Origin of the sequence: Paenibacillus swuensis, assembly GCF_001644605.1 — a bacterium.
Classification (GTDB): Bacteria; Bacillota; Bacilli; order Paenibacillales; family DY6; genus Paenibacillus_N; species Paenibacillus_N swuensis.
On the sequence record NZ_CP011388.1, the window covers coordinates 4,446,948 to 4,466,166 of the forward strand.

Annotated in this window: 19 protein-coding genes and 1 pseudogene; 7 read left to right on the forward strand and 13 right to left on the reverse strand. The window is 49.1% G+C overall.

Annotated features, from left to right (window positions below):
* Positions 1 to 43 precede the first annotated feature (43 nt).
* The 3 genes from SY83_RS20060 to SY83_RS20070 all read right to left on the reverse strand — a co-directional run bounded on the left by SY83_RS20060 (position 44) and on the right by SY83_RS20070 (position 3,597).
* Positions 44 to 1,486: an ABC transporter substrate-binding protein gene (locus SY83_RS20060; RefSeq protein ID WP_068609778.1), complete on the reverse strand. Its 1,443-nt coding sequence runs from the start codon at positions 1,484 to 1,486 to the stop codon at positions 44 to 46.
* Between the two features lie 29 nt (positions 1,487 to 1,515).
* The gene (gene murQ / locus SY83_RS20065) at positions 1,516 to 2,430 is read right to left on the reverse strand and encodes an N-acetylmuramic acid 6-phosphate etherase (protein ID WP_068609781.1); all 915 of its coding nucleotides are present in this window, start codon (positions 2,428 to 2,430) and stop codon (positions 1,516 to 1,518) included.
* Between the two features lie 303 nt (positions 2,431 to 2,733).
* Complete coding sequence (locus tag SY83_RS20070) at positions 2,734 to 3,597, reverse strand: MurR/RpiR family transcriptional regulator (protein ID WP_068611236.1); 864 nt, start codon at positions 3,595 to 3,597, stop codon at positions 2,734 to 2,736.
* Between the two features lie 209 nt (positions 3,598 to 3,806).
* On the opposite strand from SY83_RS20070, the gene SY83_RS20075 reads away from it, so the two are divergent.
* Positions 3,807 to 5,108, forward strand: coding sequence for a 6-phospho-beta-glucosidase (locus SY83_RS20075; RefSeq protein WP_068609784.1), 1,302 nt, complete (start codon positions 3,807 to 3,809; stop codon positions 5,106 to 5,108).
* A 4-nt stretch (positions 5,109 to 5,112) separates the two neighbouring features.
* The gene (locus SY83_RS20080; protein ID WP_068609786.1) at positions 5,113 to 6,123 is read left to right on the forward strand and encodes an N-acetylglucosamine kinase; all 1,011 of its coding nucleotides are present in this window, start codon (positions 5,113 to 5,115) and stop codon (positions 6,121 to 6,123) included.
* Between the two features lie 169 nt (positions 6,124 to 6,292).
* Here the strand turns inward: SY83_RS20080 and SY83_RS20085 are convergent, their stop codons facing one another.
* Positions 6,293 to 6,970, reverse strand: coding sequence for a tetratricopeptide repeat protein (locus SY83_RS20085; protein ID WP_068609788.1), 678 nt, complete (start codon positions 6,968 to 6,970; stop codon positions 6,293 to 6,295).
* A 12-nt stretch (positions 6,971 to 6,982) separates the two neighbouring features.
* On the reverse strand, positions 6,983 to 7,678 hold the full coding sequence (locus tag SY83_RS20090) for a YitT family protein (protein WP_068609791.1): 696 nt from the start codon (positions 7,676 to 7,678) through the stop codon (positions 6,983 to 6,985).
* An 89-nt stretch (positions 7,679 to 7,767) separates the two neighbouring features.
* Here SY83_RS20090 and SY83_RS20095 point away from each other — a divergent pair, with 89 nt between their 5' ends.
* The 3 genes from SY83_RS20095 to SY83_RS23680 all read left to right on the forward strand — a co-directional run bounded on the left by SY83_RS20095 (position 7,768) and on the right by SY83_RS23680 (position 9,318).
* Positions 7,768 to 8,208: an Lrp/AsnC family transcriptional regulator gene (locus tag SY83_RS20095; protein WP_068611237.1), complete on the forward strand. Its 441-nt coding sequence runs from the start codon at positions 7,768 to 7,770 to the stop codon at positions 8,206 to 8,208.
* A gap of 231 nt (positions 8,209 to 8,439) precedes the next feature.
* Positions 8,440 to 9,099, forward strand: a complete 660-nt coding sequence (locus SY83_RS20100; protein ID WP_068609793.1) for a hypothetical protein — start codon at positions 8,440 to 8,442, stop codon at positions 9,097 to 9,099.
* An 84-nt stretch (positions 9,100 to 9,183) separates the two neighbouring features.
* Positions 9,184 to 9,318 carry a hypothetical protein gene (locus SY83_RS23680; protein ID WP_269453463.1) on the forward strand — a complete coding sequence of 45 codons (135 nt, stop codon included), beginning with the start codon at positions 9,184 to 9,186 and terminating at the stop codon, positions 9,316 to 9,318.
* 77 nt (positions 9,319 to 9,395) lie between these two features.
* On the opposite strand, the gene SY83_RS20105 is transcribed toward SY83_RS23680, so the two are convergent.
* The 6 genes from SY83_RS20105 to SY83_RS20130 all read right to left on the reverse strand — a co-directional run bounded on the left by SY83_RS20105 (position 9,396) and on the right by SY83_RS20130 (position 14,959).
* The gene (locus SY83_RS20105; protein WP_068609795.1) at positions 9,396 to 10,733 is read right to left on the reverse strand and encodes a TrkH family potassium uptake protein; all 1,338 of its coding nucleotides are present in this window, start codon (positions 10,731 to 10,733) and stop codon (positions 9,396 to 9,398) included.
* Between the two features lie 96 nt (positions 10,734 to 10,829).
* Complete coding sequence (locus tag SY83_RS20110) at positions 10,830 to 11,018, reverse strand: hypothetical protein (RefSeq protein WP_068609797.1); 189 nt, start codon at positions 11,016 to 11,018, stop codon at positions 10,830 to 10,832.
* Between the two features lie 90 nt (positions 11,019 to 11,108).
* Positions 11,109 to 11,945 carry a YitT family protein gene (locus SY83_RS20115; RefSeq protein WP_231891309.1) on the reverse strand — a complete coding sequence of 279 codons (837 nt, stop codon included), beginning with the start codon at positions 11,943 to 11,945 and terminating at the stop codon, positions 11,109 to 11,111.
* A 156-nt stretch (positions 11,946 to 12,101) separates the two neighbouring features.
* Positions 12,102 to 13,103 (reverse strand): inorganic phosphate transporter, encoded by a 1,002-nt coding sequence (locus tag SY83_RS23155; RefSeq protein WP_068609801.1) that lies wholly within the window; start codon positions 13,101 to 13,103, stop codon positions 12,102 to 12,104.
* A gap of 3 nt (positions 13,104 to 13,106) precedes the next feature.
* Positions 13,107 to 13,718 (reverse strand): DUF47 domain-containing protein, encoded by a 612-nt coding sequence (locus SY83_RS23160; protein ID WP_068609804.1) that lies wholly within the window; start codon positions 13,716 to 13,718, stop codon positions 13,107 to 13,109.
* Positions 13,719 to 13,873: 155 nt separating this feature from the next.
* Positions 13,874 to 14,959: a lactonase family protein gene (locus tag SY83_RS20130; protein ID WP_068609806.1), complete on the reverse strand. Its 1,086-nt coding sequence runs from the start codon at positions 14,957 to 14,959 to the stop codon at positions 13,874 to 13,876.
* A gap of 167 nt (positions 14,960 to 15,126) precedes the next feature.
* Here SY83_RS20130 and SY83_RS20135 point away from each other — a divergent pair.
* Positions 15,127 to 16,623 (forward strand): annotated as a pseudogene (locus tag SY83_RS20135) (catalase); the annotation flags it as partial.
* Between the two features lie 160 nt (positions 16,624 to 16,783).
* Positions 16,784 to 17,215 carry a DUF1284 domain-containing protein gene (locus SY83_RS20140; protein WP_068609808.1) on the forward strand — a complete coding sequence of 144 codons (432 nt, stop codon included), beginning with the start codon at positions 16,784 to 16,786 and terminating at the stop codon, positions 17,213 to 17,215.
* On the opposite strand, the gene SY83_RS20145 is transcribed toward SY83_RS20140, so the two are convergent.
* Positions 17,173 to 17,706 (reverse strand): hypothetical protein, encoded by a 534-nt coding sequence (locus SY83_RS20145; protein WP_082882649.1) that lies wholly within the window; start codon positions 17,704 to 17,706, stop codon positions 17,173 to 17,175. The genes SY83_RS20140 and SY83_RS20145 overlap by 43 nt on opposite strands.
* 161 nt (positions 17,707 to 17,867) lie before the next feature.
* A complete protein-coding gene (locus SY83_RS20150) occupies positions 17,868 to 19,208 on the reverse strand; it encodes an LLM class flavin-dependent oxidoreductase (protein ID WP_068609810.1) in 1,341 nt (446 codons plus the stop codon).
* Positions 19,209 to 19,219: the final 11 nt, after the last annotated feature.

Here is a 19,219-nt window from a genome sequence, read left to right on the forward strand (position 1 = left end):
CAGGGCTATCCGAAGGATTACCGTATGATTATGCGTTCGATTGTCAATCTTTCACGATTCCGTCTTCGCCGAAGGCTGCTACAGCTGCTTTCTTAACTGCTTCATACATTTCTTCCGCTTTAATCTCGCCCGCAATCAATGCCTGGAATTTAGGAATGATGACTTCGGTCTCCAGCTTAATCGCTTTAGCGCTCAGCTCGGTAGGGATATCTTTACGCGCCGGTGTTGCGTTCTTCACCATAAACTCTACTGCGGCCACGTTATCCGGGTTGCGTTCCAAGGTCATACTTTGGGCCGCTTCTTTACCGCTTGCCGTAATTTGTTGAACCATCAGTTCGCTGTTCGCCGTTGCCGCTACGCTGCCGCTTGCCAGGAAGTAAGCCGCTTTAACAACGTTTGCTTTGTGCTCGGCGGTCGGCTCTTTTTTGCCTCGGAACGTTACGTATCCGTCTACAACAGCAGCTGTAGAGATCTTCGCGCCTTGGAATGTCGGAGCGGGCAGAACGATGTAATCGGCAGGAATGCTCTCTTTAACAGCGCTCGCATCTTTAGCTTCCAGCTTCGCATTGTTCTGATTAGCAGAGTTCTCGAACGTTGCCAAGCCTTTACCCGTAATCATCGTCTGACCGGTCAGGAACATGTTCCAGCGTTTGCCGGCATCCACGGAGCTAAGCTCTTTCGGCATGGAGCCGTCATCGATCAGCTGTCGCAGATCCTTCAGGAGACCCAGATAGTTCTTGCTGGTGTAAGCGTATTTGTTATCTTCTGTAATGGAATGAGGCATGCCCGCATTTTTCGCCATGATGCCGAGGTAATCCTTAGCGGCTACCCCTTTCACAGCGAACACAAAACCGTAACGGGTTTTTCCGTTTTCTTTCACGACACCTTTCTTGATGGCTTCGCGGAATTCGTCGTAAGTCCAGCCGTTCTGCTGCACTTTCTTGTAATCAATGCCCGCTTTCTCAAGGAACTGCTTATTTCCGCCAAGGGCGTGAATTTCCATGTAAGCCGGGAAGCCGTAAAGTCCTTCGCCGTTCTTCATATATTCCAAAGGCGCTTTGTCGAAGTCATTGATCATATCAGGCGTCGCTGCATCCGTAATGTCCATAACCATGCCTTGATCGGCATACTTAGCAATGCTCTCGGACCCCATAAAAGCAATGTCCGGCGGACTTCCCGCGTTCACTTGAGTATCCAGCTTCTGCGTCATATCTTCCCAGCTTGCCGGTTCGATCTTAAGCGTCAGGTTCGGGTATTTCGCATTGAAATCTTTGGTAATCTGGTCAAACGTCTTCTGGTAATTCGGGGAAACCGGCGGCAGCAACGCAGTGATGGTGTCTTTCGCTTCCCCTTTCGGGGTATTTCCGCCATTGTTGCTTGGAGCGGCGGTGTTATTATTGTCTGCGGAATTTCCGCATCCTGCCAGGACGGAGAAAGCCATGGTTGCGGCGAATACGGAAGTTAACATGCGGTTGTTCTTCTTCATGAGTAAAGACCTCCCAAGGAATATATTCTCTATACGACTTTCTGAAACTTGCTAATGGCTGTTTTCAAGTGTCCGTCACATTGCTGTAACGCTTGGTCCGCTTCTTCCGCGGAGAGTCCTGTCTTAATCATCATGATCGCTAATTTGCAGTTGTTGGAAGCGCTCTCTAAATGGGCTGCAGCGGACTCATAATTGACGCCTGTAGCCGCTCTGATGATACGAACAGAACGATCATACAACTTCTTATTGCTGGCTTTCAAGTCTACCATGAGGTTATTGTACGTTTTGCCTAACTTTACCATTACACTGGTGGACAGCATGTTCAATACCATCTTCTGTGCCGAGCCTGCTTTCATTCTTGTGGACCCCATAATGACTTCCGGCCCTACCACCGGTGAAATACATACGTCGCAAACGGGTTCCAGCTTCGAATTCTTGTTGTTTACTACGCCGATCGTTACGGCACCGAGTTCTCTGGCTCTCTGCAATCCGGATATTACGAATTGCGCGCTTCCGCTGGCTGTAATTCCGATGACCGCGTCTTTGTCGGTTACACCGCACCGCTCGATGAGCGCGATCCCTTCTTCAGCGCTGTCCTCAAATCCTTCTACCGCCGTCCGCAGCGCCGTGTCTCCGCCTGCGATATGGCCTTGCACCATATTCGGATCGATTCCAAACGTAGGCGGACATTCCGATGCGTCCAGTACACCAAGCCTGCCCGAAGTACCGGCGCCGATGTAGAGCATTCTGCCGCCGTTCTTCAGCACGCGGTGCAGCAAGTCGACCGCCAGCGTGATCTGCGGAATTTCCGCCGCAACCGCGCCGGGAACCTTGGTGTCCTGCTCGTGCATGAGCCGCAGCATCTGTTCCGTGGAGCATTCATCTATCATGAACGTCTGCGTGTTGATCTCTTCGGTGGTTAGCCCTGATAGATACTCATCCATAGCCTAATCTCCTGTTCTTGATGTGTTGTATTTATGGTGTTTGTGGTTGTTATGCTTTTCTTGCCTTCATCGTAACGAATTATTTCTTTTTGGTCAATAGATTTTAAAATTTTATTTTATTATGGAGTAAATTTATGGTTTTTTATTTTTATCGGACGTCTCTTGAACCCTTGTTCGCCAATCATCATGAGGAAACAAAAATAGGCACCCTGTCAGGGTGCCTTGTAACATACATATGGCCGTTCCGGCTCAAAGTCCGCGAACCGTCTTGCTTACCAGCGCAAGTAAGCAAGCAGCGCCGACTTAATTTCGGTGCTTGCTGGCAATAATATCGTGCGTCTTCGCCAAATATTTCTTCACGCTCTTGTACTCCGCGCTCGCGACGCCGGCAAACAGAATATCGATCACCGTCAGCATGGCGATCCGGGAACCCATCGCGCCGCTGCGAATGGTCATCTCCGGCGTAGAGATGCTCAGCACAATATTCGCTTTGTCGGCCAGCTCGCTTTTGGTGTACTTTGTGATGGCAATGATGCAGGCTCCGTTCTTTTTGGCAATTTCCATGGCGTCCAGAATTTCACCCGTCCGGCCGGAATTCGATATGAATATGGCGACGTCGTTCTTCTCCAGCAGCGTGGCCGCTGTCAGTTGGCTGTGTCCGTCCGTGTAGGTGTGGCACATCTTGTTAATCCGGGAAAACTTCTGCTCCGCATCGATACCGACCAGGCCGGAAGCGCCAATTCCAAAAAACGCGATTCGCTTGCTCTCCCGCAGCACCTGCACCGCACGCGCGATCCCGTTCTTGTCAATGACCTGAAGCGTATCCTCAATGGATTTCATGTTGTTCCGGGAAATATTGGAGATGATCACGGGCAGCTCGTCGCCGGGCTGTATGTCCGTATATTGATCCTTCTCCGTCTCATCCATGGAGCCAAGCGAAGCGGAAATGCTGACGATAAAGCCCCGGTAGCCGCTATATCCCAACGTCTTGCAGAACCGCAGCACCGATGCGTCGCTTGTATTCGTCAACTGAGCCAGCTGCTTGATCGACAGATGCGGAATATCCTCCAGATGCTCCAAAATATAATTAGCCACCAGCTTTTCCACCGGGGTCAGGCTATCTTTCATATCACGAATTTTGATCAAAATATTATCATGAATCGACATGAACATTCCCTACTTATCCTATAAATTTCAATTTCATTTTAAGCTTATTCTATTATCATATCATTTAGAAAACGAGAATGGAAATTTTATTTCTATATGACACTTATACTATAAAATTTTATTACAAAATTCCGAAGGCAATGTTATAATTACTGCGAAGAGAGCGTTTACTATAATATCAATGCTAGACTGGAAGGATGAATTCGCTGATGAACACGAAGTTGAAAATCGCTATTATTGGCGCAGGCAGCACCTACACGCCCGAGCTCATTGAGGGCATGATCAAACGCAAGGACGTTCTCCCGATCAGCGAGCTGGTCCTGATGGATATTGATGAAAGAAAGCTGTCCATTGTCGGCAGCCTAAGCGAGCGTATGATTGAAGCCGCGGGCCTTTCCTGCCGCGTTATCAAGACCGACAACCTGGAAACAGCATTGACGGATGCGGACTTTGTACTCGCTCAAATGCGTGTGGGCAAGCTGCCGGCGCGGGTGCTCGACGAGACCATCCCGCTGAAGCATAACCTGATCGGCCAGGAGACTTGCGGGATCGGCGGTTTTTTTAAAGCGATGAGAACGATTCCCGTGATGCTGCAAATCGCCAAGCGCATGGAAGAACTGTGTCCGGATGCCTGGCTGATCAACTTCTCCAATCCGGCCGGCATTATTACGGAAGCCCTGCTGAACCACTCCAAAGTGAAGATGCTGGGGCTATGCAACGTTCCTTACAATATGTTCAAAAGCATCCGCGAGACCCTTAATCTCAACCAACCGGATATCACGTACTTGGGACTGAATCATCTAAGCTGGATTACCGCAATTGAAGAGAACGGACAGGACTACCTGAAAACCGCGTTGGACATGGGTTTGAACAGTGAAGCAATGAAGAACATCCCTTCCTCCGGCTTCTCCAAAGAACTGGTGCAAATGGTGGGCGCCATCCCGTCTTCTTATTTGGAATATTACTATTTTAAAGAGAAAAAGTTGAAACTGCTGCACGAAAGCGAACTGACGCGCGGACAACAATGTATCCAGATTGAAGAAGAACTTCTCGGCATTTATGAGGATTCGGAGCTTCATGCCAAGCCGGAACTGCTCTCTACCCGCGGCGGCGCAAACTATTCGGAGGTGGCGATCAGTTTGGTGGATGCCATCTATAACGACAAGCAGGAAGTTCATGTGGTGAATCTGCTGAACAACGGGGCGCTGGAATTCATGGAAGACAACGATGCGGTGGAAGTATGTGCCGTAATCGGCAAAGACGGAGCCAAGCCGGTTCCGGTTCCGGGCTTCGACAATCGCCACATTATCGATTACATGCGGATGGTCAAGGCTTACGAGCGTGAAACTGTCTCAGCGGCGGTAACCGGAAGTGAAGATGCGGCCATGCGCGCGCTGCTGATGAATCCGCTGGTGGCCGACTATAACGCCGCTTACGACTGCTTCCAAGAGCTGAAAGAGGTGCATAAAGAATATTTGCCGCAATTTTTTCCTGCGGTAAGAACGGTTTAGATCCATGAGCGCAAACTATGTGATCGGCGTCGACGGCGGCAACAGTAAAACCGATTATTTCCTTTTTGACCTGCAGGGCAATGCCGTAGACCATATTCGCACAGGCACATGCAGCCATGAGCAGTTTACGGATGGCTATGCCAGCTCGCTGCGAGTGATGAACGAGAACATCAGCATTATGCTGGAACGGAATCAGCTTACGCTGAAGGATGTCGCAGCCGGAGCGTTCGGCCTGGCCGGTGCGGACATTCCATCCCAGAAACTCCGATTGAACGAAGTCGTCGAGGAGATCGGCTTTACGACGTACGCCGTGGATAACGATTCGTTCTTGGGCGTGAAAGCAGGCACCGCCAAAGGGTACGGCATCTGCACGATCAACGGCTCCGGCCACGCGACAGGCGGTGTATCGCCGACCGGCCGGCGCCTGCAGATCGGCGGCATCGGCAGCGAGCTGGCCGGCGATGAGGCCGGCGGTTACTATTTGGCGAGAAAGGTGCTGCGGACCGTCTATGACAGCTTCTACCGGCTGGGTCCGGAGACCGCGATGACAGCGCCCGTGATGGAACTGCTGAAGGTGCCAAGTAAGGAAGTATTCATGGAGTACGCTTGGGAAGGGATTTTAAACAATACCCTCCCGTATACCCCATTAATACAGATTCTGTTCGCCTGCGCGGACCGGGGAGATACGGCCGCCTTAGCCGTGCTGGACCTTTCCGCCAGACAGCTCGCTCATTCTACGGCAGGATGCCTGCATAACCTCGACTTCGAATCTGAAGTGGACATTATTCTCGCCGGCTCCATCTGGGTGAAAGTGGAAAGTCCCGTGCTGATAGAAAAGTATAAATCCTATGTTCGGCAGCTTACCACCAAGCATTGCAACTTTATCCTGCTGCATGTTCCTCCGGCCACGGGTGCCGTCCTTTGGGCGCTGGAACTCGCCCACGGCCGAACAGTCGATCTGGACACGCGCGGGAAAGTGATCTTCGCCGTAGAAGAGCTTCAAAAAGGATTGTAAAATAACCTATATCGAGGCCTTTCAGGAAGAGCGACCGCGTTTAAAGGTTGGTTATTAAGCCAATTGGGTAGCGTGTTTTCACGAATGAAAACATATCTTTCCAATGTGGTAAAACAAAAAAAGCACATCACCCGCCCGCGGGCTGCGATGTGCTTTTTGCTATCCTGCTTTATAATGTCAGCCTTTTCCACAAACTCCGCACAATCCATTTCCGTTCCTGCTTTCGCTTATATTTCGGCAGGGCCCGGTAAATGGCTATATTCTCATCCAGGGCTTCCTTCGCTTCTTTCTTCTTACCTAACTGATTCAGAATCCCCGCCAGTAAATAGTAAGCTTCGCAGGAAGAGGTATGAATTTCTCTGAACCGGTCAAGGTATTGTAACGCTTTAACATGATTTGTTTTGGCGAAATGATCGGCAAGCAACAAGTAAGGGGCTCCGTATTTGGATCGTGGATTAATCGATAAACCTTTAAGTATTTCGCTCTCCCCTTCAGCGGACTGTTGGAGCTTAATCTTCACAGTTCCCGAATCCACCCAGTAATCCGCCGAATCCTCAAGTGGTCTTCGAAGTCCCTCCAGCCGTTTCCCAGCGGATTCATACTTGCGGCGCTCCATTTCTAATCTCGCCAACTCGTATTTGGAGGATGTATCGTTCGGATTTAGCGCGATCGTTTGCTTTAAGCGGCGAATATGCTGCAGACGTTTAAACGGTTTTCGGAGGGATGGAAAGATTCCGACAAATTGCCGATCCAGCACATAAATAACAGCAAGCATAACCAACAGCGCGAGGAACGGATTTCCCAGCAGATACCACAGAAAAGAAAAGATAAAAAATTTACCCAGCATGCGTACACCCCGTCATTCAGTCTCACTTTTAGTTATAGCATAAACCGGGAGGGGTGGAAATGATTTTCCATCAGATGAAGCTTCGGGAATATGGATTTCGTAGCTGCCTCTTGGCGGGTATACGCTGCCTTTCTTCGCTGCGGCCTGAAGCTTCTTCTTACAAGCTCCGACGACCATGGATGTGACGGCTACGGAAAGAATGGAATACAAGGCGAGTTTCAACCCCACAGTGTACACCCCCGTAAGTACCACAAAGAAATCAAAGATAAAAATCGGCACACCCGGATTGATCCCATAGCGGTCATGAAGGTATAGGGCAAGAATATTCGCCCCGCCTAAAGAAGATCGATTCAAGAACAAGACGGTTACGCCTACGCCGATGAGCCCCCCTCCCATAACCGCACCCAGTAACGGAGATAGTGGAAACTGGGGCAAATACCGGTCTGCCGCCGCGGCAACAGATAACAGTGATATAGAAATCAGCGTCGACCATGTGAACGAAGCTCCCATCCTTAAGAACGCGAAGACATAGAACGGGATATTTATAAGGAAGAACAACAACGGAAAAGATCCGCCCGTCATATAACTTACATTCAATGCTAATCCCGCCGTGCCGCCTGTAAGCACGAATGCGTGCTTTAGCATAATTAAACCCGCCGCCGTTAACAAACAACCGCAGAGAATGGTAAACCATCTTTTCAATTTCATCACCGCCCCTCTTTGTTATTTTGTTAGAAATCGCATAGACTAATGAGGAATACATTCGAAACTTTACTTAAAGAAAGGCGGTGTTCCGCATCGATTCTACGGATATTCGCCTCTTGCATGTGCTGCACAAAGACAGCCGCATTACCGTAAGTGAGCTTTCCAAGCAATTATCGTTAAGCCGCCCCAGTGTCACCGAACGAATCCTCCGTCTTCAGGAGAAAGGAATCATTGAAGGTTTTACGTTACAACTATCGCTCGCTGGCCTTGGCCGCGGTACCCTGGTCTTTATTCAAGTTAGTGAATTAAAAGTAACACCCATGGAATTTGAACGGGTCATTACAACGTTCCGCGAAGTGTTGGAATGCCATCGGGTAACAGGGAATATCGGGTATATCCTTAAAGCCGCTTTGACCGGGATGGATGAATTAAGAGCATTGGTAGACAGATTAATCCCATATGGTACTCTCCAAACCTCGCTCGTCCTGACATCGCCCGTGTTGAATCGTAATCCGCTCCCGCAAGGACCTTAAACAGCCTTTTCTTCTCTTCATTATAAGGAAACAAGGAAATGACTGTATATGAACTAATGTAAAGAAAGGTGACATCCTGTTTTACAAAATGGAGCATTAAAGCCTATTTCTTGTGCAACTTCATAACATTCAATAACCTGCTCAACGAAGAGTAGGTTTTTTTGTTTCATTTTTCGTCATATGGGGCAAGTAAACTAGTAAAAACCATTGCATGAAAGGCGGTGCTGCATCATGGATTTATGGATATACTTATTGTTGACCGCGGCTTATGCCGTAATTCTTACGGCGGGAATTCGGCGTTTGACCAAGCTTGGATGGAATCATGGCTCGAATTTCCTCTTACTTGTAGCCTTCGGGTTGTTTTATGACAACGGGTTAATTGCGATCGGCAAATGGGTGGGTGAAGGCGAAAGTTTGAAGAACCTAAGTTATCTCCGGTATTGGACCCATGCTTTTTTTACACCCACACTGATTTTAGTAGGACTGAATATTCTGCGGCGATCCCATTTCAAATGGGCTTCGATGACGCCCGCCAAAGCAACGGCCTGGATCCTTACCATCGGTTTGGTTCTGTATCAAATAAAGGTCAATACACTTGAAGAGGTTGCAAGCCTGGTTCCTCTGAGGGAATACGGCGTATTACGCTATGTGGCGGAAGCTGAAGGCGGCGGCCCCGTCATGGTCATTATCATTGCCACACTTTTATTTGTTGCAGGTTTATTGATGGCCTTTAAACGGCGTTGGATCTGGATGGCGCTGGGGGTTGCCGTGCTGTTTGTCGGCCGTTCCCTGCCTATGCCGATTGACAGTTCCGCCCTTACGAACATTTACGAACTCATTCTTATTGTTTCGCTGTGGTTTACCATTCGTCATCTGGATCGAGAAAATTAAATCGATAGGTGTTTCCTTTCCGAGGAATGGGGTTATATCCATACTAGACATGACAATCCCACAAAATAAAGGAGCGAATTTCTCATGAAAAAACTAACTTCCACGGTACTTACTCTTACACTGGCTGCAGCTATGGTATTTGGTCTGGCGGGTTGCGGTGACGGTAACAACAATAATAACAACAATAACAATGCTACGAACAATGCAACAACTGAATAATGAATCGTGAATAAAAGGGCAGCCCCCGCGTCAAGAAATACTTGACGCGGGGGCTGCCCTTTTTGATAAATTCAAGTTTAGCCTATAACGATATCGCCGGTGGGGTGACGATAGAGTTGCTTTCCTTTTCCCGGACTTAAAGCGAAGGCTAACGTAATCAGCCCGACCCTCCCGGTAAACATCAACAGAATAATAATAGCTTCGCCTGCGGGAACAAGTTCACGAGTCAAGCCCATACTCAAGCCGACAGTGCCGAATGCTGAAGTTGCCTCAAACAGGACCATCAGAAAAGGCTGGGGCTGCAGGGTTAATAAAATTAAGGTTGAGCCAAGTAGTACGATCATTCCGATAAACGCAAGCGTCAGCGCTCTGTAGATGTCATCGGACGGGATGCGTCTGCGGAACAGGACAACCGATTCCTTTCCTCGAAGCGTAGACCATAAGGCTGCTGTCAGTAACGTAAATGTGGTTACTTTAATACCGCCTCCGGTAGAACCCGGGGCCGATCCGATAAACATCAGGATCACCATCAGGAATAACGTCGCGCTTCGCATCGCTCCGACATCCACCGTGTTGATTCCCGCTGAACGCAAGCTAATGGAATGAAAGAACGAAGCCATGATTTGATGACCTGCATGCATAGGACCAAGCGTTAAAGGATTGGTGCGCTCGAACACAAAGATCAGAAGCGCCCCTAGCAGGGTGAGCACCGAGATGGCCGTGAGCACCACTTTGCTATGTAGTGACAGTTTGCGGGTCCTGGGGTATTCCATAACGTCCGATATGACAATGAATCCCATCCCTCCAAGCAATACCAATACCATCGCGGCGATGTTCATTCCCGAATCATTCACATAGAGTGTTAAGCCTCTGAAATCCCCGAATAACTCAAAGCCCCCGTTATTGAAGATCGAGACTGCATGAAAAACACCGAAATAGATGGCTTTGGCCAACGGCATCTCATCCATCCATCGAAACGCGAAATACAGAGCGGCGACAGACTCAATGGTGATGGAATATAAGAATACTTTACCAATCAGTCTGACGATTCCCTCAATCGTATTCTGATTCATCGTTTCTTTGAGGATCAAACGTTCCCTGAACGAAATGCGCCGCTTCATCATCAATGTAAACCATGTGGCCACCGTCATGAACCCCAATCCGCCGAGTTGCAACATGAATAAGATAACGATTTGACCAAATATGGAGAAGTATGTACCTGTATCCACAACGACCAAGCCGGTAACGCACGTCGCGGATGTAGCTGTGAACAATGCATCCAACAAAGGCAAACGTTCACCGCTTTGGGATGCTGCGGGTAACGAGAGCAGCAAGGTGCCGATCATAATAATGACAGCAAAACCTGCGGCCAGTACCCGCGGGGGAGACCAATGATTTCTTAAATTTGAAAGCACAATGGGAGACCTCCTCTCTTGAGGATATCTCCCATTGTACAACTTGTATATGAACTTTAACAAATGTTGAAACCATGAATACGGTTTAAGGAACCGTTATCTTTGCTTAGCCCTGTCCGACACAACCCATTGTACTACTGCTACAACCGCTGTATCTACGACAGTTGCCAGCAATGCAAGGGTAAACCAATCGTTATTCTCCAATGTGTAGTACAGAATGCCGTGGAATGCGAATAAGAGAACGAATAACCATAGCAGATTTACATTTCGGATCCAGTTAAGCATCGTCTATTCCACCTTTCTCTTCCCGATAGTTATGTGTACTTTAATTATGTACCCATTTTCGAGAGAACATACTACAATTCTGAACTGATATTATCCGTTGGGGAAACCATTGCCAATCACTTCCTTCACATCGCTGAACGTTACGAATGCCAAAGGATCTTCCCGAGTAACCAGTTTCTTAAGACGGATTGTCTCCTTCCGACTAACAATACAATATATAACCTCTCTTTGTTTGCCCGAATATCCGCCCTTACCTTCCAGATAAGTAATACCGCGGCTCATTTCATTCATAATGGCCGAAGCCGTTTCTTGTGGGCGGTTCGTTATAATAAAGGCGGCTTTCGCTCCGTTGCTACCCTCCAGCATAAAATCGATAACACGCGCCCCTACCAGCAGTGCTACTAACGTGTACATCGTCCGGTTCAGGTCCAGGAAGAGTAAGGAGAAGAGTAGGATGATAAAGTCCAGCATAAAGATCGTGCGGGCAATACTCCAGCCATAGTGCTTCTGCATTAATTTGGCGATGATATCCGTGCCCTCCGTCATGCCTTCAAAGCGAAACACGATACCAAAGCCCAATCCGACAACGCCCCCGGCATACAGGGAAGCAAGAAGGGAATCTTCCAACGGTAACGCGAACTCCGCGAACAGCCACAGAAACAGAGAGACGGATAACATTCCTGTAATTGTATAAATCAAGCTTGTTTTACCCAACATCTTCCAGCCAATGAAAAGAAGCGGAATGTTCATAAGTAAACTGGTCCACGCCGGGCTCCAGCCCGTCACATATTTAAGAAGCAGAGAGACGCCCGCAATGCCGCCTTCCGCCAAGCCGTTCGCAATATTAAAGTAGTTCATGCCGAAACTGAGTATGGCAGAGCCTACGATAATACCAGCGATGTTACTCCATTTGAAAGAATTGTTCACAGGGATTCTCCTTACTTTAATTATTACTTCACTTTACTTTACTGGTAAAATCCGCGGCAAGCAAGGACCTTGAGAATTTGACGCATCAGCCGAAAATACCAAAAAACCGTGTACATCTGCACAAGGCAAACATACACGGTTTATCATGTTTCACTCTTAGATCCCGGTTACCAATGCTATCACTTGGTAGATTAACGCCGCAAGTACCGCGGACACGGGAATGGTAATCACCCAAGCAATTACAATCCGACCGGCTAATCCCCACTTTACCGCGGAAAACCTCTTTGCGGAGCCTACACCCAGAATGGAAGATGTAATCGCATGTGTCGTACTGACTGGCAACTCATTCATTGTCGCGGTCAGAATAACGGTCGCGGATGATAAGTCCGCCGCGAAGCCGTTGGCCGGCTCGATCTTGAAAATTTTCGTGCCCATCGTCTTGATGATTTTCCATCCGCCGATTGAGGTTCCGAGAGCCATCGCCAAAGCGGCGGAAACTTTAACCCACAAGGGAATGGCTTCGTCCATGGAAGTCTGGTAGCCGCCGGCGACCAAGGCAAACATGATGATCCCCATCGCTTTCTGTGCGTCATTCGTGCCGTGTGTAAAGGATTGAAAAGCCGCTGTAACCACCTGCAATGAACGAAATCCTTTGTTCATCTTGTGAGGGTTGGTTTTGGCGAGAACAACTTTGATCAGATACATGACAATAAAACCTACCGTGAACGCGATCAAGGGCGAGAACAGAAGACCAAGCAAGATTTTCTTGAAGCCGCCTGAGTTCAAAGCCGCGAAACCCGCTCCCGAAATGACAGCCCCTGTTAACGAGCCGATCAGCGCGTGTGACGAAGAAGACGGAATGCCGTACCACCAAGTGATTAAGTTCCACGCGATGGCCGCGAGCAGAGTAGCCATGACAATCTCCATGCCGTGGGCTAGCGTCGCGGGGTCGGCAATATCTTTACCGATGGTCTTGGCAACGCCTGTAAAGGTCATGGCGCCGACAAAGTTTAATGTAGACGCTAGAATGATCGCTCGGCGCGGGGTTAGCGCGCGTGTGGAGACCGAAGTGGCAATAGCATTCGCCGTATCATGAAATCCGTTAATAAAATCAAAGGCAAGGGCAAGGAAGATGACAATAATGATAGCCGTCAACATAACTTAGGAATTCCCCATGATCACGGATTCAAGCGTGTGAGCAACCTTCTCGCAGCAATCGGTTGCCGCTTCGTATTTCTCATATATTTCTTTCTTCTTGATTAATTCAATGGGATCTTTAATTTTAGCGAAAGCTTCTTTAATGCTGATCCGGTAAGCATCGTCCGCCACGTTCTCCAGCTCGTTAATACGGATACAATGCTCTCTCATCGCAAGCAATTTCTTCGTGCTCAGCATACGCATGGCGGTCTGGATCTCTTTGGTGCATTCCACCAAAATTTCGCCAAATTTCTTCATATGCGCGTCCATGGAACCAATTTCGTACATTTCAAACCTGGAAGCGCATGCCTCCATCTCATCGATAACGTCGTCCAATGCAGAGGTTAAAGCTGCGATATCATCGCGCTCAATCGGAGTAATAAAGGTCTTGTTTAATTCCTTATAAATAAGGTGCGTGTAACGATCCCCTTTGTTCTCGTAGTCTTTCATCACTTTTGCGAATTCCGCAAGCTTGTCCGGAGAATCAATTCCTTTGGCGAAGTAAAGTGACGCCTCTAGCAGATTATCGGAAATGGCTTCCAGCGTTGTGAAAAATACATCCTTCTTCTTAAACATTGATCAGACCACCTAATGCGAATTTTGGCGAAAATTGTTCCCGTTCTATAGTATCATATCTTTACAATATCTTAATAATTTATTGATAAAAAAAATGTGACAAAACAAAAAACATCCCCGCTTGATAAGCGGGAATGTACCGTAATTGGATGAAATTACATGTATACAGGCTTTACACAGACAGGTTTGGAGAGATGGACATCATTTCCTGTGTATTGCAGCCTTCCGGAATCCGAATTTATCTTGAACACTGCAATATTGTTCGTGTCCCGGTTGGCACAGAGCAGATAACCTCCTCCGGGTGTCAGCGCAAAGTGGCGCGGATGTTCACCTTCCGTGGAAACATGCTGAACAAGCGACAACTTTCCTGTACTCACATCCACCGCGTACACCGCGATGCTGTCATGTCCACGGTTCGATCCGTATACATATTTACCGTCTTCGGAAACCGCGATTTCCGCCGTAGAGTTCTCACCGGCAAAGTCGGCAGGCAGGGTCGAGATGGTATGTACAGGCGTCAAGCTGCCATTCTCAGCACTATAAGCGAAAGCAGTGATCGTGGAATCCATTTCATGGATGACATAAGCATAGGATCCGGAAGGATGAAAAGCCAAGTGACGCGGACCGGACCCGGGATTGGTTTCGGTCACACCTTCCAAGCGGAGGGTTTGGCTCTCTTCCACAATCGAGTAGGTAAAGATCCGATCCAATCCTAAATCCGGAATCAGCAGGAAACGATTGTCCGGACTAAAGAAAGCGGAATGCGGATGAGGACGGTCTTGCCGTTCGGGATTGACGCTTGACCCCTCATGCTGTTCCACATCCAACACTTGACCAATGAGACCGTCTTCCGTAATCGCTTGCAACCCCGCCATCCCTTCATGATAACTCACGACAACCAGATACCGGTCATTCGCGTCGCGTTGAATATGGCATGTAGGTCCTTCCGTTGTATTCCTCCTGTTTAATATTTCGATTGAGCCTGAAGGCAGAATGTTGAATGCGACGGCCTCGCCAGCCTTCTTCCCTGAAGGCGCGGTCACCTCGGATATCGCGTATAATTTCCGGTTGGACGCATCCACATTCAGAAAAGTGGGGTTCTTTAACCCCGCTGCGCTGTCCAACAGTTCAAGACTTCCGCTTGTTTCATTGAATTCATAAACATAGACACTGTTATCCCCCGCCTCGGCGTACGAACCTGCGAAAACCAGCATGCGCCCGGTATGTTGTTGTGAACTCATAACTTGATTCCTCCTTTGGATATTTTGGATTAAAACAGCCATTCGTATCATATGTTCTTAGAAACAGGATCCCTGTCCTTCAGTATACCTTAAGTACACATCCATGCGCATCAGCGGGTCAGCTAAGTTCTGTTAGCGCTTTCTAAAAGGAAAGGTGGTCATCGTCCATGAATGAAAAGCAAGGTTCATCCCAAGGTCAGACACCGCAAACCGATAATTACACTCTTACGAATCGTCAAGGCCATCCCATTACGGATAATCAGAATGTAAGGACAGTCGGACGCCGAGGCCCCACAACTTTGGAAAACTACCACTTTATTGAGAAAATCACACATTTTGACCGGGAACGTATTCCTGAACGTGTGGTGCATGCGCGAGGCGCGGGTGCTCACGGTGTGTTTGAGGCTTACGGTACGGCGGGTGATGATCCGGTGTCGAAGTTTACCCGAGCGAAGTTATTTCAACAGGCCGGCAAACAAACACCGGTTTTCGTTCGCTTCTCCACGGTTGTCCATGGCGGTCATTCCCCGGAAACGTTGCGCGATCCGCGCGGCTTTGCGGTTAAATTCTATACCGAAGATGGGAACTGGGATCTTGTCGGTAACAATCTGAAGATTTTCTTTATTCGGGACCCGCTTAAATTCCCCGATATGGTACACGCGTTCAAACCGGATCCGATTACGAACACGCAAAGTATGGAACGTTTCTTCGATTTCGTCTCTTTAACGCCGGAGGCGACTCACATGGTCACTTTCTTGTTTTCTCCGTGGGGTATTCCGGCCAATTATCGGCAAATGCAGGGCTCTGGCGTGAATACATATAAGTGGGTCAATAGCGAAGGGGCCGGATTCCTGGTGAAATACCATTGGGAGCCGCTCAAACAAGGATTGCTGAATCTCCTTCAGAAGGATGCTGAAACCATTCAATCCACAGAGTTCAATCATGCAACCGTTGACCTGTACCAAGCCATCGAGAACGGTGACTATCCGGAGTGGGAGCTCTGCGTGCAGATCTTGAGCGATGACGAGCATCCGGAACTGGATTTCGACCCGTTGGATCCTACGAAGCTGTGGCCTGAGGAGCAAATTCCTTTTCTGCCGGTAGGCAAAATGACCCTTAACCGCAACCCCGAAGATTACTTCACCGAGGTGGAGCAGGCAGCCTTCGGGACTGGCGTTCTGGTGGACGGTCTCGACTTCTCCGACGACAAGCTGCTGCAAGGCCGCACGTTCAGCTACTCGGATACGCAGCGCCATCGTGTCGGGGCTAACTACCTCCAACTGCCTATCAACGCCCCTCGCGCACGGGTAGCGACCAATCAGAGCGGCGGCCAGATGCAATATCGGGTAGATCGGGCCCCGGGCCAGAATCCGCATGTGAACTATGAGCCTTCCTCTTTGGGCGGGCTTGAAGAAGCGCCTAAACCGGGCAAGGACCACGAGCCGCACGTTGATGCCCGTTTAGTTCGGGAGAAGATTGAGCGAACGAATGATTTCGGTCAGGCCGGTGATACGTACCGCAACTTCGCTGATTGGGAACGCGATGAACTCATCTCCAACCTTGCGGGAGCGTTACGCACCTGCCAAACGGATATACAGGAGCGGATGATCGGTTATTTTACCAAAGCGGATCCAGAGTACGGTCAGCGGGTGAAGGAAGCCATTTATGGTTCCGGTGAACTGAAATAGGGTGAAGCCCCGGTCCGCGGACCGGGGCTTCCTTTTGGGGACATAGGAGATTGATAATACGTCTTTTCTTGCGCCAGCGGCTGGATCTGATTATGATGGAGTATGTCTGCCAACTATGATACCGGAGTGTGAACCTATGAGCTTGAGACTGCGCGGCCACCATTTGCTGTGTTTGTTGGGATTTCGGGATATGGGCTACTCTCCTGAATTTACGTTAAATATGAAAGTCGTATATGAAGCTCTTCGTGAAGAACCCTCCACGATGGTGCTGCTCGTGGAAGGACCGGATGATCTTTGTCAGTGTTACCCTGCCGACAAGCCCAATCACTGCAGGTCCGAAAGCGTGGATCGCCGGGACCAAGCCGTTCTGGATCGGCTTGGTCTCGTTGCGGGTACATTCATCGCATGGGAGGACATCCTGAAGAGGATCAGGCTTCACATGGAACCTGAGCTGATTCCCCATCTCTGCGCATCCTGTCCTTGGGAACCATACGGCGTCTGCCGGGACGGTCTTACACGGATTGGTCAGGGCGAAGGTTTGCCGGAATTGCCGGCTGCTTCGGAGTAGGGCAAGTAAGCAATTTCAAACCGGGAACCCAGCGGTATGATCTCATACAAATATTTATGGACTAGTTCCTTATCAAAGTCGGTCACGGCGTAATCCACACTGAGATCATAATAGATCGTGCCCGTCTTCTCGTTGTAACTCCTGAAGGTCATCCGCCCCCGCTCGAACATGGAACTGATGACATCCACAATCATATATTGATCCAGCTTGCGGCTCATGGCCGCGGCAACGACAGGCTCCGGCAGATCATCCGTCGGAGGTACTTTATCCGTTTGAATCGCGGAGTATCCTTTCACTTGAAAGCAGACATGCGGCAGGAAATAATTCGACGCGAAACACATCAGATCGGTCATCTCAGTGTTCGTTAAACTCAAATCCTCATTCCAGGCATATATAACCGCCGAGTGCCTTCCGCTCGTATGCACTCTTACGTATTTCAGATGCGGATGATGCTTTTTGATTAAATATTCGGACCATAACCGAGTACCCATTCGGATCACCCCACACTCGTATTCGTATATATAAGATTTGAATAAATCAATGTTAACGCTTACATATATGATTAGTTTATGCCGCATCGAACCTGATCTTGACAACATTAGGCACATACAAATAACCTGACCCCTCGGTCAGGTTACATAGGTTAGTTCATTTAAAGAGAAACGCCGGCCGACGCGTATCGGTTCGCCGGGCGATCCAATCCGAAATGACCGCGCAGCGTGGCGCTGTCATATTCCGTCCGGAACAGGCCCCGCCTCTGAAGCTCAGGCACAACTTGTTCCGCAAATTCCTCCAACCCGCCGGGTAAATAAGGCGGCATCACATTGAATCCGTCGCTTGCTCCAGTTTGGAACCACTCCTCGAGCTGATCTGCCACCTGAACCGCCGTGCCCGCGAAGGTTCGATGCCCCCTCCCGCCTGCAAGGCGATGAATCAATTGGCGAATGGTCAGGTTTTCTCTCTGCGCCAAGTCGGCCACCAGTTGATATCGACTCTTGTTTCCGTTGATCTCGTTTACACCCGGCAACGCGGGCAGAGGACCGTCCAACGGATACTGAAACAGATCAATCTTCAGCATATTCGACAGTTGATTTAACCCGTAAGCAGGCACGGTAAGCTCGTTGAGATAGGCTTCTTTCTCCTTAGCCTCCGATTCCGTAGCACCCAGAACGGCGCAGATCCCCGGCAGAATTTTAAGCTGATCCGGATTTCGTCCGTATCTGGCAGCCCTGGATTTCACATCGGCATAAAATTGCTGGGCTTCTTCAAGTGTCTGCTGGGCCGTAAATATAGCTTCCGCATGCCGGGCCGCAAACTCTCTCCCGTCCTCGGAAGAGCCCGCCTGCACCAACACCGGATATCCTTGCGGGGATCTGGATATATTCAACGGTCCCTGTACATGGAACGTCTCCCCCGCATGGTTCAGTTCACGGACCTTAGTGTCATCCGCGAATATACCGGCTTGTTTATCGCTCACGATCGCGTCGTCTTCCCAGCTGTCCCATAAACCTGTTACCACTTCCAGAAACTCCCTTGCACGCTCGTAACGCTTGCTGTGCTCAAGGTGTCCGTTCTTGCTGAAATTTCTCGCTTCATACTCGCTGCCGGAGGTTACAATGTTCCAACCCGCACGGCCCTTGCTGATGTGATCTAAAGAGGCGAATTTACGAGCCAGATGAAACGGTTCATTATAAGTAGTTGACACCGTGCCGATCAGACCGATGTGTTCGGTTACAGCCGCTAAGGCGGACAGTAACGTAAACGGCTCCAACCCGATGTAGGCGCCATGCTTAATATTTTGGGAAACGGCTAACCCGTCCGCCAGAAACAACGAGTCGAATTTCGCCGCCTCCGCGATTTGCGCAAGTTTCTTGAAATAATGTATGTCGGTTATATTCTGCGGTTCCGTGTGCGGATGTCTCCATGCCGCCTCATGATGTCCCACATTCATTAGAAATGCGTTTAAATTCATTTGCCGATTCGGTTTACTCACGCTTATCGCCT